This window comes from Xanthomonas floridensis (assembly GCF_001642575.1).
GTDB classification, from domain to species: domain Bacteria; phylum Pseudomonadota; class Gammaproteobacteria; order Xanthomonadales; family Xanthomonadaceae; genus Xanthomonas; species Xanthomonas floridensis.
Window position 1 is genome coordinate 177,435 of record NZ_LXNG01000012.1, and the last position, 14,987, is coordinate 192,421.

Here is a 14,987-nt window from a genome sequence, read left to right on the forward strand (position 1 = left end):
ACGCTGACCAAAGCCCCTCTCCTGCGGGAGATGGATTGGGGTGAGGGTACGGGCGAAGCCGCATGGAGAATTTTCCTGGACGAACTGTTCGCGCACCGTCGCAGACGCTGCGTCCAGTCACATGCCGGACCTTGGGTCATGACGACCCACAACACCGCTTCAGCGCAGTTTCTCGCCAGCTACCAACCACCAATCAGGCGCAGCTGACACACCGTAGCGAGCAGTCTTCAGCAGCGCGGTTAGCGCTTTCAGACTCCGAGTGCGAGTGGTACATGAGAATTCCGATCGTTCGCCGCGCGCCTGGCAACTGCTTAGCAGCTGCACAGGGATTGCTGTTGGCTGCTCTAAACCCCCAACCAACCACGCTCCCTTGCCATCACCTGCAGCAGGGCCGCGAGATCGTCCGCAAATCCATCCATATCGAAAACGCCGCTGCGCTGTCGTTGCTCGGCAAGATGCGCGCGCACATCAGCCAGCAGGTCCGGATGGTTTGCGAGCTCGATGGCGTTGGCCACGAACGTCGCGTCATCGGCCACGTTCATCTGCTCCAGCCCCAGGTGATGATTGAGGCTGCCGGCCACGCGCGCGGCAAAGGTCTCGCCCGGAGTGGTCAGCACCGGGCAGCCTGCCCATAGCGCATCGGAGGCGGTGGTGTGGGCGTTGTACGGATGCGTGTCAAGGAACAGATCCGCGTGGCGGTAGCGTGCCAGATAGTGCGGGTGCGGCAGTTTCGGCATGAATACCAGGCGCTGCGGGTCCACACCCTGTGCCTGTGCCACCGCACGCAACCGCGCATCGGCCTGGCCTGGCCCGGAAAGCAGCCACAGCACGCTGCCCGGTACCGCGCGCAGCACCGCCAGCATGCGGTCCATGCTGCGCGCATTGAGCTTGTAGCTGTTGTTGAAGCAACACAGCACCACGCCATGCTCGGGCAGGCCGCAGTCTGCACGCGAGGGCGGCGCGGCAACCGTGCGCGAGGTGTCCGACGGTTGAAACACGCGAGGCAAACGCAGTACCTGCTCGCTGTAGCACGGCGCCAATGACGGCGGTAGCGCGAAGGCATCGCCCAACACGTAATCCATCCAGGGCGCACCGGAAGTGCCCGGGTAGGCCAGCCAGTTGATCTGCACCGGTGCCGGGCGCAAGGCGAACACTTCCGGCCGTCCGCCACCGCCCCAGCCGCGCAGGTCGAACGCCACGTCGATGCCGTGCGCGCGGATGTGCCGGGCCGCTTCCACATGTCCCAGCGTGGTCACGTCGTGTAGCGTGGTGGCACGCGCAAGACGCGCACGGATCTCGCTCCCGTCATCGTGGCTGGTGGCGAACAGATGTACCTGCAACCCCGGCTGACGCTGCTGCAAGGCTTCGAACAGCGCCACCGTCAGCAACCCGGTGGGATGCGCACCGAAGCCGTTGGAGACGAAACCGATCCGCAATGCGCCCTGCCGGCGCAGCGCCACCGGCGGCAGGGGCTGCAACATCGTCGCGATGGCCTGCGCGCGGGTCCGTGCGCAGGCCAGCTGTTCGGCCGCGCTGGCGTCTTCGCTGAGGAACGCGAACGGCTCCACCGCCGCAGCGCCTTGCGCCACTGCCGCACGCACCTGCGTGGACAATGCCTCCACATCGCGCCAATCGCACAGGCGACGCCGCCAGTTGAGCAGTTGCGCGGCGATGTATGGCTCGTCAGGAAGCAGCTGGTAGGCGCGCGCATAGGCCGCGGCGGCCTGTTCCGGCTGGCCGGCGTCTTCCAGCGCATGGCCCAGCCACAGCGCAATCCCTGGATGCTGCGGAACCAGGTCGGATGCCTGCTGGAGCAGGTTGGCCGCCTCGGCATGCCGCGCTTGTGCCCAGCGCACCCGCCCCAGCCGCGCAATCGCCTCCGGGTGGCCCGGCTGCAGCACCAGTGCGCGTTGCACCGCCTGCTCGCCGGCTGCGGTGGCGCCCATGCCGAGTTCGGCGTCGGCCAGCATCAACCACGCCACGAAATCGCCGGGCCGGTGCCGTGCCGCCTCGCGCAGCTGCAGCAGCTCGCGCGGGACCTGCGCACTCACGGGCTGTCGCTCAACCGCGCCAGTTCATCGGCCTGATGCTCGTGCAGCAAGCGTGCGATCAAGGCATCCAGATCGCCTTCGATGATGTTGGGCAGGTCGTACAGGGTCAGCCCTTCCACCCGGTGGTCGGTGATGCGGCCCTGCGGGAAGCTGTAGGTACGGATGCGCTGGCTGCGGTCGCCGCTACCTACCTGCAATTTGCGTGTCTGCGCTTCGGCCGCGGCGGCCTTGCTGCGTTCGGCTTCCACCAGTTGCGCCTTCAGGCGCTTCATTGCCTTGTCGCGGTTGGCGTGCTGGCTGCGTTCGGTCTGGCATTCCACCACCACGCCACTGGGCACGTGGGTGATGCGGATCGCCGATTCGGTCTTGTTGACGTGCTGGCCGCCGGCGCCGGAGGAGCGAAAGGTGTCCACTTTAAGATCGGCCGGGTTGATCACGATCTCTTCCACGTCGTCGGCTTCGGGGATGATCGCCACCGTCGCCGCCGAGGTATGGATACGGCCCTGCGACTCGGTCGCGGGCACGCGTTGCACGCGATGGGTGCCGGACTCGAACTTCAGCCGCGAATACGCGCCGCGCCCGACCACGCGCGCCACCACTTCCTTGTAGCCGCCGTGTTCGCCGGGGCTGTCCGACTCGATCTCCACCTTCCAGCCCTGGCGCTCGGCATAGCGGGCGTACATGCGAAACAGGTCGCCAGCGAAGATCGCTGCCTCGTCCCCGCCGGTGCCAGCGCGCACTTCCAGAAACAGGTTGCCGTCGTCGCGCGGATCGCGCGGGACCAGCAGCAATGCCAGCTGCGCGTCCAGTTCGTCCAGGCGCGCCTGTGCGGCGGCGATTTCCTCTTCGGCCAACTCGCGCATTTCCGGGTCGTTGCGCATGGCTTCGGCCGCGCCCAGGTCGGCCTTGGCGCGCGCCTCGTCTTCCAGCGCCACGGCCACCGGCTCCAGCTGCGACAGTTCGCGCGACAGGCTGCGGAATTTGTCGTTGTTGCCCACCACGTCCGGATCGGACAACAGGTGCTGCAGTTCTTCGCGGCGCTCGGCCAGCGCTTCGAGCTTACGGCGCAGGGTCGGCGTCATCAGTCCTCACGATCGGGGTAGCTACAGGGGAATGTTGGTAACCGGGCTTTTCCGGAAACAGCCGGTCGGCTGCGCTGGTCAGTTCCAGGTCGTTGTTGAGCGCGGCATCGCGCAACGCGGCGGTGGGTGGGTGCAGCAGGCGGTTGGTCAACGCATGCGCCAACTGTTCCAACACTTCGTCGGCCGGTTTGCCGTTGTGCAATTGCTGGCGCGCCTTGGCCAGCAGTTCGTCGCGGGTGCTGTCGCCGAAGGCGCGCAAGCGCTTCAGCGGGGCCTGGCGCGCATTGGCCTGCACGGTCTCGACGTAGCGCGCCACCTGCAGGTCGATGATGGCCTCGGCCTGGTCGGCCGCCTCGCGGCGGCTGCGGCGGTTGTCTTCGACCGCGCGCTCCAGGTCGTCCACCGTGTACAGGTAGGCGTCGCCGAGCTCGGCCACCGACGCGTCGATATCGCGCGGTACTGCCAGGTCGAACAGCAGCATCGGCTTGCGTTTGCGCGCGCGCAGCGCCTGTTCCACCTGCGCCCGCGTCACCACCGGCTCGCGGGCGGCGGTGGCCGAAAACACCACGTCGGCCTCGGCCAGGTGGCGTTCCAGGTCGGTCAGCGGTAGCGCGTAGCCACCATGCTGGCTGGCCAGGGTCTGCGCATGGGCGAGGGTGCGGTTGGCGATCAGCAGCCGGCGCACCCGGCCTTCGCTCAGATGCTTGGCGGCCAGCTCGATGGTCTCGCCAGCGCCGACCAGCAGCACCGTCGATTCGTTGAGCCGGGCGAAGGATTCCTGTGCCAGGCGCACCGCGGTGGACGCCACCGAGACCGGATTGGCGCCAACGCGGGTATCGGTGCGTGCGCGCTTGGCGACCGAGAACGTCTGCTGGAACAGGCGATCCAGCCCGCTACCCAGCGCACCGTGTGCGCGCGCCACGGCCCAGGCGTCTTTCACCTGGCCCAGGATCTGCGGCTCGCCCAGCACCATCGAGTCCAGCCCGGTCGCCACCCGGAACAGATGGCGTACCGCAGCAGCGTCCTGGTGCTGGTACAGATGGCCCCCCAAGCCCGGCGCCTGCGCATCCAGCCAGCCGGCCAGTGTCTGGGCATCGTCGGCCATCGCGTACAGCTCGGTGCGATTGCAGGTGGACAGCAACGCGGCCTCGCGCACCTGCGGCAACCCACGCAGCGATTCGAGCGCGCGCGGCAGCGCATCACCTGCGAACGCCGCGCGTTCGCGCAGGTCCACAGGTGCGGTCTGGTGATTCAGTCCGAGCACCCACAACGTCATTGTTCAGTTGCTTGCGATAAGCTGGCGGCCATTCAGGGCCCCATTTTACGGCCCGGTTGCCCCCGATGCCTGTACCGATTCGCATCCTGTGTGTTCTTTTGCTGGTCGCAGTCTCCACCAGTGCCATTGCAGCACCGAAGAAAGCAGCGCCCACCGCCGCCGCCGGCAGTGCCGGTACCTCCTCGCTGGAGCCCGTGCTGGCAGGCGAATTCGCCTTGCAGGCCGGCCAGCTGGACGAGGCCGCCCGCGCCTATCTGGACGCCGCCAAGGCTGAAGCCGGCGACGCCGGCCTGGCCGAGCGCGCCGCCCGTATCGCCATGCTGGCCAATGACGACCCGCGCGCCATCGAAGCCCTGGCGCTGTGGCGCGCCCGCGCGCCGTCGTCGATGTCGATGCGCAGCACCGAAGCCTCGCTGGCCCTGCGCCGTAACGACCTGCGCACCGCACGCCGCGACTTGCTCGGCCTGCTCAAGGAGCCCGACCCGCGCGGCTGGCGCTTTGCGCTGATCGCACTGGCCAATGGTGGCCGCGAGCCGGAAGCCTCGGCCGACGTGCTCGAAGACCTGGTCAAGGCCGGCGCCATCCCCAACCAGATCGAGGCCTGGCAGGAATTCGGCCGGCTGGCGCTGCGCATGGAGCGCCCGGCGCTGGCCAAGCGCATCGTCGACGAGGTGGTGCGCCGTTTCCCCGAAGAGCCGCGCGTGGCCTTGCTGCATGCCACTCAGCTGCAGCAGGAGGGCAAAAACGACGAGGCCCTGGCGCTGCTGAAGAATGTCGAGCCGCAGGCCGTCAAGGACTCCGAACTGCGCGGCGCGCTGGCCTTCGCCTATGACGCCATGGGCCAGACCGAAGCGGCCGCGCGCGTGCTGTCCACCGGGCCGCAGGACACCCAGACCTACGGCTTGCGTGCGTCCATGCTGGCCAAGGAGAAGGACCGCACCGCGCTGGAGGCGCTCTATGGCGAGCTCAAGAGCAATGCCACCAAGCCCGACCCGGACCGCCGCCTGCTGCTGGGCAAGATCGCCGAATTCCTCAAGCGCTACGACGAGGCGGTGGAGTGGTATCGCGGCGTGCCCGGCGGCCCGCAGCTGAGCGAGGCGCGCCTGCGCGCCGCCAGCGCGCTGTACGAACTCGGCCGCAAACCCGAGGCGCTGGCCGAGGTGCGCGCGCTGCAGGGCGATGCCAGCGCCGACGACGACGCCCGCCGCGATGCCTATGTGCTGGAAGCCGAGTTGCATCAGCGTGCCGACGATGCCGCCGGCGAATTGGATGCCTTCGAGCGTGGCCTGGCCGCGTACCCGGACGACGGCGCGCTGCTGTACGCCCGTGGGCTGGCCTGGGAGCGGCGCGACGACGTGCCGCGTGCCGAGGCCGACCTTCGCAAGATCCTGGTGGCCGAACCCGAAAACGTCGCAGCGCTGAACGCGCTGGGCTATACCCTGGCCGACCGCACCACCCGCTACAAGGAGGCGCTGGCGCTGATCGACCGCGCCCGGACCGCCGATCCGGACAACCCGGCCATCGTCGACAGCTACGGTTGGGTGCTGTATCGCATGGGCCGTACCAAGGAAGCGCTGGTGCAGCTGCGCCGCGCCTGGGCGCTGGTCAAGGACCCGGAAATCGCCGCGCACGTGGGCGAGGTGCTGTGGGTCAGCGGCAAGCAGGATGAGGCGCGGCGCTACTTCGATGAGGCGCGGCGTCTGGATCCGGACAACCGCGCGCTGCAACGCGCCGTGGAAAAATTCGGGCTATGAGCGGGACGATCCGAACACTGGCCCTGAGCGGGCTGGTGCTGGTCGGGCTGTCGGCCTGCGTCAGCGTGCCGCGCGGGCAGGGCAGTGGTGCCGCAGTGGTCGAACAGGTTTCCGAGAGTGCGCGTCAGGCCGAAGCCGCACGCCAGGCCTGGCTGCAGGCGAATCCGGCCTGGTCGTTCCAGGGCCGGGTGGCGATCAGCAAGGGCAGCAATGGCGGTAGCGGCCGCATCGACTGGCAGCAGGACGGTGCGAAATACCGCGTGCAGCTCAGTGCGCCGGTGACCCGTCAGAGCTGGGTGCTCACCGGCGATACCGCCAGCGGCGCCGGACGCCTGGAAGGGCTGGACGGCGGTCCGCGCAGCGGTCCGGATGCCGAGCAGGTGCTCCGCGAGGCCACCGGCTGGACCATTCCGGTCAACCAGATGCCGGACTGGGTGCGCGCGCTGCGGATCGCCGGGGCCGGCGCGCAGCGGGTCGACCTGGACGCCGCCGGGCGCCCGCGCACCGTACAGCAGGATGGCTGGACCATCGACTTCCTGGCCTGGGCGCCGGCCGGCGATGGCCAGCCGGAGCTGCCGCAGCGCATCGAAGCCCAGAACGGTAGCGCCAAGGTCCGCCTGCTGGTGGATCAATGGATGGTCTCGCCCTGATGGTTGCGCAGGAAGGGTGGTCGGCGTGGCCCGCGCCGGCCAAGCTGAATCTGTTTCTGCAGATCACCGGGCGCCGCGCCGATGGCTACCACCTGCTGCAGACGGTGTTCCGGCTGCTGGCCTGGGGGGACACCATTCATCTTCGTTTGCGCAATGACGGCCGGATCCGGCGTATCGGCGACAGTTTGCCCGGCGTCGCCGAGGACGACGATTTGGTGGTCCGGGCAGCGCGCCTGCTGCAGTCGGTCGCCGGCACCCAGGCCGGCGCCGAGATCCGCGTCGACAAGCGCATCCCCGCCGGCGGCGGGTTCGGCGGCGGCTCATCGGACGCGGCCACCGTGTTGGTCGCGCTCGATGCCTTGTGGAGCCTGGGTTTGCCGGTCGATGCACTGGCTGTGCTGGGCTTGCAGCTGGGTGCGGACGTGCCGGTGTTCGTGCGCGGGCGCAACGCCTGGGCGGAGGGAGTGGGCGAGCAACTGACCCCGATGACGCTGGCGGAGGCGGCCTATGTGCTGGTGGATCCGGGCGTTCACGTGCCCACGCCCGCCTTATTTCAATCACAGGAATTGACGCGGGATGCTGCGCCCGCGAAAATAGCGGACTTCGCTTCCGGTTCTCTGCTCGACAATGCGTTCGAGCCGGTCCTGCGGCGCCGGGAACCCGCCGTTGAGGCCGCGTTCCAGGCACTGTCCAGGATCGGAACGCCGCGTTTGACCGGGTCGGGAAGCGGCTGCTTCGTCGAATTCGCCACGCGCACTGCTGCAGAGCAGGCGCTGGTGCAGTTGCCGGGCAGCTTGCGGGCGTGGGTGGTGGAGGGTGCAGCGCACTCGCCATTGCTCGACGCACTGGACGCGTTACAGGTTTGATGCAGGGGCGTCGCCAAGAGGCCCAAGGCACCAGGTTTTGATCCTGGCATTCGTAGGTTCGAATCCTACCGCCCCTGCCAGTTATTGATGCAGTGATGCAGGTCCCCCTGCAAAAACCGTAGATGCAGATCCTTCTGCAACAGTCGTATATGCAGGCCCCCCTGCAACAGCCCGCACATTCATGTGCGGGGATTCAACGAAAAGCCCGGCATTTGGTCGGCTTTACCCAGCTCCATCATCGCCCGCACGCTCTTCGCCGCCGCCCGAGAGATCCCATGCAAGATCAACGTAACCTGCTGGTGTTCTCCGGCAATGCCAACAAGCCGCTTGCCCAGAGCATCTGCAAGGAGCTCGGTGTGCGCATGGGCAAGGCGCTGGTCACGCGCTTTTCCGACGGCGAAGTGCAGGTGGAGATCGAAGAAAGCGTGCGCCGGCAGGAAGTGTTCGTCATCCAGCCGACCTGCGCACCGAGCGCTGAAAACCTGATGGAACTGCTGGTGCTGATCGACGCGCTCAAGCGTGCCAGCGCGCAGTCCGTTACCGCGGTGATCCCGTATTTCGGTTATTCGCGTCAGGACCGCCGCATGCGCTCCTCGCGCGTGCCGATCACCGCCAAGGTCGCCGCCAAGATGATCTGCGCGATGGAAGCCGACCGCGTGCTGACGGTCGACCTGCATGCCGACCAGATCCAGGGCTTCTTCGATGTGCCGGTCGACAATGTCTACGCCTCGCCGCTGCTGCTGGCCGACATCTGGCGCGCCTACGGCACCGACAACCTGATCGTGGTCTCGCCGGACGTGGGTGGTGTGGTGCGCGCACGCGCCGTTGCCAAGCGCCTGGACGATGCCGATCTGGCCATCATCGACAAGCGCCGCCCGCGCGCCAACGTCGCCACCGTGATGAACATCATCGGCGACGTGCAGGGCAAGACCTGCGTGCTGGTGGACGACCTGGTCGATACTGCCGGCACCTTGTGCGCCGCCGCCGCCGCGCTCAAGCAGCGCGGCGCGCTCAAGGTGGTGGCCTACATCACCCACCCGGTGCTGTCCGGTCCGGCGGTGGACAACATCAATAATTCACAGCTCGACGAGCTGGTGGTCACCGACACGATCCCGCTGAGCGCTGCCGCTCGCACGTGCGCGAAGATCCGCCAGCTGAGCGTGGCCGAACTACTGGCCGAGACCATCCGCCGCATCGCCTTCGGCGAATCGGTCAGCTCGCTCTACGTCGACTGATCCCGCATTCGGTGCCCGCTTCGGCGGGTGCCGGTACCACGTCTCTCCTGGTCGCGGGTGAGACGCTTCATCGCCGCGAGGCGGTATTCCAATCTAGGTAGTGAAACAACATGGCAAAGACTCACGAAATCAAGGTCGAGCGCCGCGCAGACGAGGGGAAGGGTGCGAGCCGCCGCCTGCGTCACGCTGGCGTCATTCCGGCCATCGTCTACGGTGGCGATCTGGAGCCGGTCAGCATCCAGCTCAACCATGAGCAGATCTGGCTCGCCCAGCAGAACGAGTGGTTCTACTCGTCGATCCTGGACCTGAACCTCAATGGCGACGTGCAGCAGGTGCTGCTGCGTGACATGCAGCGCCATCCGTTCAAGCAGCTGATCATGCACATCGACTTCCAGCGCGTCAGTGCCAACGAGAAGCTCAGCGCCGCCGTGCCGCTGCACTTCATCAACGAAGCCAACTCGCCGGCCGGCAAGTCGAGCGAAGTGGTCGTCACCCACGAACTCAACGAAGTCCAGGTGGTCTGCCTGCCGAAGGACCTGCCGGAGTTCATCGAGATCGACCTCGGTGCCCTGGAAGTGGGCAACGTGATCCACCTGTCCGAGATCAAGCTGCCGGCCGGTGTCGAGATCCCGGAGCTGAAGCTGGGCAAGGAACACGACGTTGCCGTGGTTGCTGCCAAGCACGTGCGCGTCGAAGAAGAAGACGCTGCCGGTGAAGAAGGCAGCGAAGGCGCAGAGACCAAGTAATCCGCTGGCCGATTCCTTGCAGCATGCGGGGAATCGGCTGCGGTCACTGGCATGTCTGCACTTCGTCTGATCGTGGGGCTGGGCAATCCCGGTCCCGAACACGCGCAAACCCGGCATAACGCCGGGTTTCGTTTCGTCGATGCCCTCATCGAGCGCAGTAGCGCCCGCTGGAGCCTGGACAGCAAGCTGTTCGGCGAGACGGCCAAGGTCGATCTTGCGGGGCAGCCGGTCTGGCTGCTCAAGCCGGCCACCTTCATGAATCTCAGCGGCAAGTCGATCACCGCCGCGTTGCGGTTCTGGAAGATCGAGCCGGAGCAATTGCTCGTTGCACACGACGAACTGGATCTGGCGCCAGGCACGGCGCGGCTCAAGTTCGACGGCGGCCACGGCGGCCAGAACGGCCTGCGCGACACCATCCGCCTGCTCGGACACGGCAAGTTCCATCGGTTGCGCGTCGGCATCGGCCATCCTGGTCACAAGGATCGCGTGGTGCCATGGGTGCTGGGGCGGGCAGGGCGCGAGGACGATGCAGCGATCGGCGCGGCAGTGGACGCAGCCATCGACGTGCTGCCGCTGGCAATGGCAGGCAATTTCAGCGAGGCGATGAAACGCCTGCATACCGAAAAAAAATAGAGAATGGGGAATAGGGAATGGACAGGGCACTGCTCTTGCCATTCTCCATTCCCGATTCTCCATTCACTGGAAAACCCATGGGTATCAAATGCGGCATCGTCGGCCTGCCCAATGTCGGCAAGTCGACCCTGTTCAACGCGCTGACCAAGGCGGGCATCGCTGCGGCCAATTTTCCGTTCTGCACCATCGAGCCGAACGTCGGCATCGTGCCGGTGCCGGATCCGCGTCTCAACCAGCTTGCCGAGATCGTCAAGCCGCAGAAGCTGATCCCCACCGCGGTCGAGTTCGTCGATATCGCCGGCCTGGTGGCCGGTGCGGCCAGTGGCGAGGGCCTGGGCAACAAGTTCCTCGCTCACATCCGCGAAGTCGATGCGATCACCCATGTGGTGCGCTGCTTCGAGAACGATGACGTCATCCACGTCAACAACAAGGTCGACCCGATCGCCGATATCGAGACCATCGATACCGAGCTGGCGCTGGCCGACCTGGACAGCGTGGAAAAGGCCCTGAATCGCGCCGAGCGCAGCGCCAAGGGTGGCGACAAGGATGCGGCGGCACGCAAGCCGGTGCTGGCCAAGTTGCAGGCTGCGCTGGCTGACGGCAAGGCCGGCCGTGCGGCTGGGCTGGATGAAGAAGAAAAGGCGCTGATACGCGATCTGTTCCTGTTGACGCTCAAGCCGGTGATGTACATCGCCAACGTGCTGGAGGACGGCTTCGAGAACAATCCGCACCTGGATGCGGTGCGTGCGCACGCCGCTGCCGAAGGCGCCGAAGTGGTGCCGGTGTCGGCTGCGATCGAAGAAGAGCTGTCCCAGCTCGACGACGAAGACCGTGACACCTTCCTGGCCGACCTTGGCCTGGCCGAGCCCGGCCTGAATCGCGTCATTCGTGCGGCCTACACGCTGTTGGGCCTGCAGACCTACTTCACGGCAGGCGTCAAGGAAGTGCGTGCCTGGACGGTCAGGGCCTGCTCCACGGCGCCGCAGGCCGCGGCGGTGATCCATACCGATTTCGAGAAGGGCTTCATCCGCGCCGAGACGATCGGCTTTGACGACTTCATCAAGTACCGCGGCGAAGCCGGCGCGCGCGATGCCGGGCGTCTACGTCTGGAAGGCAAGGAATACCGCGTCCAGGAAGGCGATGTGCTGCACTTCCGTTTCAACGTCTGATCGGCTGCGCGCCGCCTCGCGCGGCGTGCACATTCGGCCGTGACGATTTTCTCGAAATTTTTGTTGACACCGGGCGTCGTCCACAACAAAATAACGGGCTGCTTCACCCCGAACCAATTCGCCTCCTGGCGCAGCGGTCCGGTAGTAAAAGCTGGAGGGATACCCAAGCGGCCAACGGGGGCAGACTGTAAATCTGCTGGCTTACGCCTTCGGTGGTTCGAATCCACCTCCCTCCACCAGTTTCACGTTGTGGCATGCAGTTCCCGGCGCGGGAGTAGTTCAACGGTAGAACCTCAGCCTTCCAAGCTGATGGTGCGGGTTCGATTCCCGTCTCCCGCTCCATTGAACGCAAATGCATGGCATAATGCAAAACTCGCTCACGTAGCTCAGTCGGTAGAGCACCTCCTTGGTAAGGAGGAGGTCGAAGGTTCGATTCCTTTCGTGAGCACCATTACTCAATCGTCTTAACTCCAAACGATTACCGAGAACTTGCACCCATGGCAAAAGCTAAATTCGAGCGCACCAAGCCGCACGTGAACGTCGGCACCATCGGTCACGTTGACCATGGCAAGACCACGTTGACCGCCGCGCTGACCAAGATCGGTGCAGAGCGTTTCGGTGGCGAGTTCAAGGCGTACGACGCGATCGACGCAGCGCCGGAAGAGAAGGCGCGCGGCATCACGATTTCGACCGCACACGTCGAATACGAATCCCCGACCCGCCACTACGCGCACGTCGACTGCCCCGGCCACGCCGACTACGTCAAGAACATGATCACTGGTGCAGCGCAGATGGACGGCGCGATCCTGGTGTGTTCGGCTGCTGACGGCCCGATGCCGCAGACCCGCGAGCACATCCTGCTCTCGCGTCAGGTCGGTGTGCCGCACATCGTCGTGTTCCTGAACAAGGCCGACATGGTCGACGACGCCGAGCTGCTCGAGCTGGTCGAAATGGAAGTGCGCGAGCTGCTGAGCAAGTACGACTTCCCGGGCGACGACACGCCGATCATCCACGGTTCGGCCCGTCTGGCGCTGGACGGTGATCAGAGCGAGATCGGCGTGCCGGCGATCCTGAAGCTGGTGGATGCCCTGGATAGCTTCATTCCGGAGCCGACCCGCGACGTTGACCGCCCGTTCCTGATGCCGGTCGAAGACGTGTTCTCGATCTCCGGTCGCGGCACCGTGGTGACCGGTCGTATCGAGCGCGGCATCATCAAGGTGGGTGACGAAATCGAAATCGTCGGCATCCGCGACACGCAGAAGACCACTGTCACCGGCGTGGAAATGTTCCGCAAGCTGCTGGACCAGGGTCAGGCAGGCGACAACGCCGGTCTGCTGCTGCGCGGCACCAAGCGTGACGACGTCGAGCGTGGCCAGGTGCTGTGCAAGCCGGGTTCGATCAAGCCGCACACCGAGTTCGAAGCCGAAGTCTACGTGCTGTCCAAGGATGAGGGTGGTCGTCATACCCCGTTCTTCAAGGGCTACCGTCCGCAGTTCTACTTCCGTACCACCGACATCACTGGCGCCTGCCAGCTGCCGGAAGGCGTGGAAATGGTGATGCCGGGCGACAACGTGAAGATGGTCGTGACCCTGATCAACCCGGTCGCGATGGACGAAGGTCTGCGTTTCGCCATCCGCGAAGGTGGCCGTACCGTCGGCGCCGGCGTGGTTGCCAAGATCGTCAAGTAAGAACCTGTGATCCGGTGGCCTCGGCCGCCGGATTCGCGCAAAGGCGGGCCGGCTGAACCGTGGTCCGCCTTCGTTGTCTTAGGGTGTGCGGTAAACGAGTACATACGCCAGTAGCTCAATTGGCAGAGCAGCGGTCTCCAAAACCGCAGGTTGGGGGTTCGAGTCCCTCCTGGCGTGCCACTCCTCTTTCCGGCCCAGCGATTCGGGTCAGATCGGTAACTAGAGCCGGATGAATAGCAAAATCGAGCCTTCCAAAAGCGCGTCTGCTGCCAGCGCTGATATCGTGAAATACGTGATCTCTGCGATCCTGGTGATTGCAGGGCTGTTTGTGTGGTTCTGGTTTTCTGCGCCCGAGCGCGCCACCCAGCTGGGTGCCTGGACGCCGCAATTGCGTGCGCTGGCGGTCATTGTGGGATTGGTGGCGGGCGCATTCGTGTTTCTGGGTACCGGCAAGGGCCGCGAAACCCGTGAATTTCTGTCCGAATCCAGGTTCGAGCTGCGCAAGGTGGTCTGGCCGACGCGTCAGGAAGCTATCCGCACCACCTGGGTTGTCATTGTTGTTGTGATCATTCTGAGTTTGCTGTTGGGCGGCTTCGACTTCGTCATCCAGAAGCTCACGCAGTGGTTCCTGGCTCGTTGAGGAGAATCAAGCAGTGAAGCGTTGGTATGTCGTTCACGCCTATTCAGGCTTCGAAAAATCCGTTGCGCAGGCATTGCGCGACCGTATCGTGCGCACCGAGATGGAAGATCGTTTCGGCGAAGTGCTGGTGCCGACCGAAGAGGTCATCGAAATGCGTGCCGGCCAGAAGCGCCGGTCCGAGCGCAAGTTCTTCCCGGGCTATGTGCTGGTGCAGATCGAGACCCACGAAGAAGCCGGTATTCCGCGGATTGACAACGAAAGCTGGCACCTGGTGAAGGAAACTTCCAAGGTCATGGGCTTCATCGGCGGTACTGCCGATCGTCCGCTGCCGATTCGCGACGAGGAAGCTGATGCCATCCTGCAGCGCGTGCAGGACGGGGTTGAGAAGCCGCGTCCGAAGGTGCTGTTCGAGCCGGGCCAGATGGTGCGTGTCACCGATGGCCCGTTCAACGACTTCAACGGTGTGGTCGAAGAGGTCAATTACGAGAAGAGCCGGCTGCGTGTGGCCGTGCTCATCTTCGGTCGCTCCACGCCGGTCGAGCTCGAGTTCGGTCAGGTCGAGAAGGGCTGACCGTGGCTGGCGCCTGCTAGGCGCCGGTAGTAAATCCTGCTATAGTGCGCGGCTCGCTGGCCTGGCGACCGCCGGGAGACAATGGCTGCCGCATGGCGGCCATCTGCGTGTGGTCAAAACGTGAAGCCGGGACACGTGATTTCCCGGTCCGATGGGGAGCCTGCAGTTCAGGCGCTAGCACCCGGAGAGTATCGAAATGGCTAAGAAGATAATTGCGTACATCAAGTTGCAGGTAAAGGCTGGTCAGGCCAATCCTGCGCCGCCGGTCGGCCCTGCGCTGGGTCAGCGCGGTCTGAACATCATGGAATTCTGCAAGGCATTCAATGCGGCGACCTCCAAGCTGGAGCCGGGCCTGCCGACGCCGGTGATCATCACTGCGTATTCCGACCGTACTTTCACCTTCATCACCAAGAGCACCCCGGCCAGCGTGCTGCTCAAGAAGGCAGCGGGTGTGACCTCCGGCTCCAAGCGCCCCAACACCGACAAGGTGGGCAAGGTGACGCGCAAGCAGCTGGAAGAGATCGCCAAGGCGAAGGAAGCCGATCTGACGGCAGCCGAGCTGGAAGCGGCGGTTCGCACGATTGCGGGTTCTGCCCGCAGCATGGGTTTGACGGTGGAGGGCTAAG

At 65.4% G+C, this 14,987-nt stretch carries 14 protein-coding genes and 5 tRNA genes; 16 read left to right on the forward strand and 3 right to left on the reverse strand.

Annotation, left to right across the window (positions count from 1 at the left end):
* Positions 1-344: 344 nt before the first annotated feature.
* Genes A7D17_RS08085 through hemA form a run of 3 tightly spaced genes read right to left on the reverse strand, consistent with a single transcriptional unit; the run spans position 345 to position 4,409 of the window.
* Positions 345-2,051 (reverse strand): O-linked N-acetylglucosamine transferase, SPINDLY family protein, encoded by a 1,707-nt coding sequence (locus A7D17_RS08085; RefSeq protein WP_064508636.1) that lies wholly within the window; start codon positions 2,049-2,051, stop codon positions 345-347.
* Entirely contained in the window at positions 2,048-3,133 is a 1,086-nt protein-coding gene (gene prfA / locus A7D17_RS08090; RefSeq protein WP_064508637.1) for a peptide chain release factor 1, read from the reverse strand. The genes A7D17_RS08085 and prfA overlap by 4 nt, the downstream gene beginning before the upstream one ends.
* Positions 3,111-4,409: a glutamyl-tRNA reductase gene (hemA, locus tag A7D17_RS08095; RefSeq protein ID WP_064508638.1), complete on the reverse strand. Its 1,299-nt coding sequence runs from the start codon at positions 4,407-4,409 to the stop codon at positions 3,111-3,113. The genes prfA and hemA overlap by 23 nt, the downstream gene beginning before the upstream one ends.
* Before the next feature lie 65 nt (positions 4,410-4,474).
* Here hemA and A7D17_RS08100 point away from each other — a divergent pair, with 65 nt between their 5' ends.
* The 16 genes from A7D17_RS08100 to rplK all read left to right on the forward strand — a co-directional run bounded on the left by A7D17_RS08100 (position 4,475) and on the right by rplK (position 14,986).
* Positions 4,475-6,163, forward strand: coding sequence for a tetratricopeptide repeat protein (locus A7D17_RS08100; protein WP_064508639.1), 1,689 nt, complete (start codon positions 4,475-4,477; stop codon positions 6,161-6,163).
* Entirely contained in the window at positions 6,160-6,813 is a 654-nt protein-coding gene (gene lolB / locus A7D17_RS08105) for a lipoprotein insertase outer membrane protein LolB (protein ID WP_064508640.1), read from the forward strand. The genes A7D17_RS08100 and lolB overlap by 4 nt, the downstream gene beginning before the upstream one ends.
* Complete coding sequence (gene ispE / locus A7D17_RS08110; RefSeq protein ID WP_064508641.1) at positions 6,795-7,679, forward strand: 4-(cytidine 5'-diphospho)-2-C-methyl-D-erythritol kinase; 885 nt, start codon at positions 6,795-6,797, stop codon at positions 7,677-7,679. Before lolB ends, ispE begins: the two co-directional genes overlap by 19 nt.
* 3 nt (positions 7,680-7,682) lie before the next feature.
* A tRNA-Gln gene (locus A7D17_RS08115) sits at positions 7,683-7,759 on the forward strand.
* Positions 7,760-7,954: 195 nt separating this feature from the next.
* Positions 7,955-8,914, forward strand: coding sequence for a ribose-phosphate diphosphokinase (locus A7D17_RS08120; protein WP_064508642.1), 960 nt, complete (start codon positions 7,955-7,957; stop codon positions 8,912-8,914).
* A 110-nt stretch (positions 8,915-9,024) separates the two neighbouring features.
* Complete coding sequence (locus A7D17_RS08125) at positions 9,025-9,660, forward strand: 50S ribosomal protein L25/general stress protein Ctc (RefSeq protein WP_064508643.1); 636 nt, start codon at positions 9,025-9,027, stop codon at positions 9,658-9,660.
* 51 nt (positions 9,661-9,711) lie between these two features.
* Positions 9,712-10,293, forward strand: a complete 582-nt coding sequence (pth, locus tag A7D17_RS08130) for an aminoacyl-tRNA hydrolase (RefSeq protein ID WP_064508644.1) — start codon at positions 9,712-9,714, stop codon at positions 10,291-10,293.
* 77 nt (positions 10,294-10,370) lie between these two features.
* Positions 10,371-11,462: a redox-regulated ATPase YchF gene (gene ychF / locus A7D17_RS08135; protein ID WP_064508645.1), complete on the forward strand. Its 1,092-nt coding sequence runs from the start codon at positions 10,371-10,373 to the stop codon at positions 11,460-11,462.
* Positions 11,463-11,615: 153 nt separating this feature from the next.
* Positions 11,616-11,701: transfer RNA gene (locus tag A7D17_RS08140), tRNA-Tyr, on the forward strand.
* A 29-nt stretch (positions 11,702-11,730) separates the two neighbouring features.
* A tRNA-Gly gene (locus A7D17_RS08145) sits at positions 11,731-11,804 on the forward strand.
* A gap of 33 nt (positions 11,805-11,837) precedes the next feature.
* Positions 11,838-11,913 (forward strand) — tRNA-Thr (locus A7D17_RS08150).
* A 46-nt stretch (positions 11,914-11,959) separates the two neighbouring features.
* Positions 11,960-13,150 carry an elongation factor Tu gene (gene tuf / locus A7D17_RS08155; protein ID WP_064508646.1) on the forward strand — a complete coding sequence of 397 codons (1,191 nt, stop codon included), beginning with the start codon at positions 11,960-11,962 and terminating at the stop codon, positions 13,148-13,150.
* A gap of 104 nt (positions 13,151-13,254) precedes the next feature.
* Positions 13,255-13,330: transfer RNA gene (locus tag A7D17_RS08160), tRNA-Trp, on the forward strand.
* 49 nt (positions 13,331-13,379) lie between these two features.
* Positions 13,380-13,790 (forward strand): preprotein translocase subunit SecE, encoded by a 411-nt coding sequence (secE, locus tag A7D17_RS08165; protein ID WP_064508647.1) that lies wholly within the window; start codon positions 13,380-13,382, stop codon positions 13,788-13,790.
* Between the two features lie 13 nt (positions 13,791-13,803).
* A complete protein-coding gene (nusG, locus tag A7D17_RS08170; protein ID WP_029219215.1) occupies positions 13,804-14,361 on the forward strand; it encodes a transcription termination/antitermination protein NusG in 558 nt (185 codons plus the stop codon).
* Positions 14,362-14,557: 196 nt separating this feature from the next.
* On the forward strand, positions 14,558-14,986 hold the full coding sequence (rplK, locus tag A7D17_RS08175) for a 50S ribosomal protein L11 (RefSeq protein ID WP_064508648.1): 429 nt from the start codon (positions 14,558-14,560) through the stop codon (positions 14,984-14,986).
* Position 14,987: the final 1 nt, after the last annotated feature.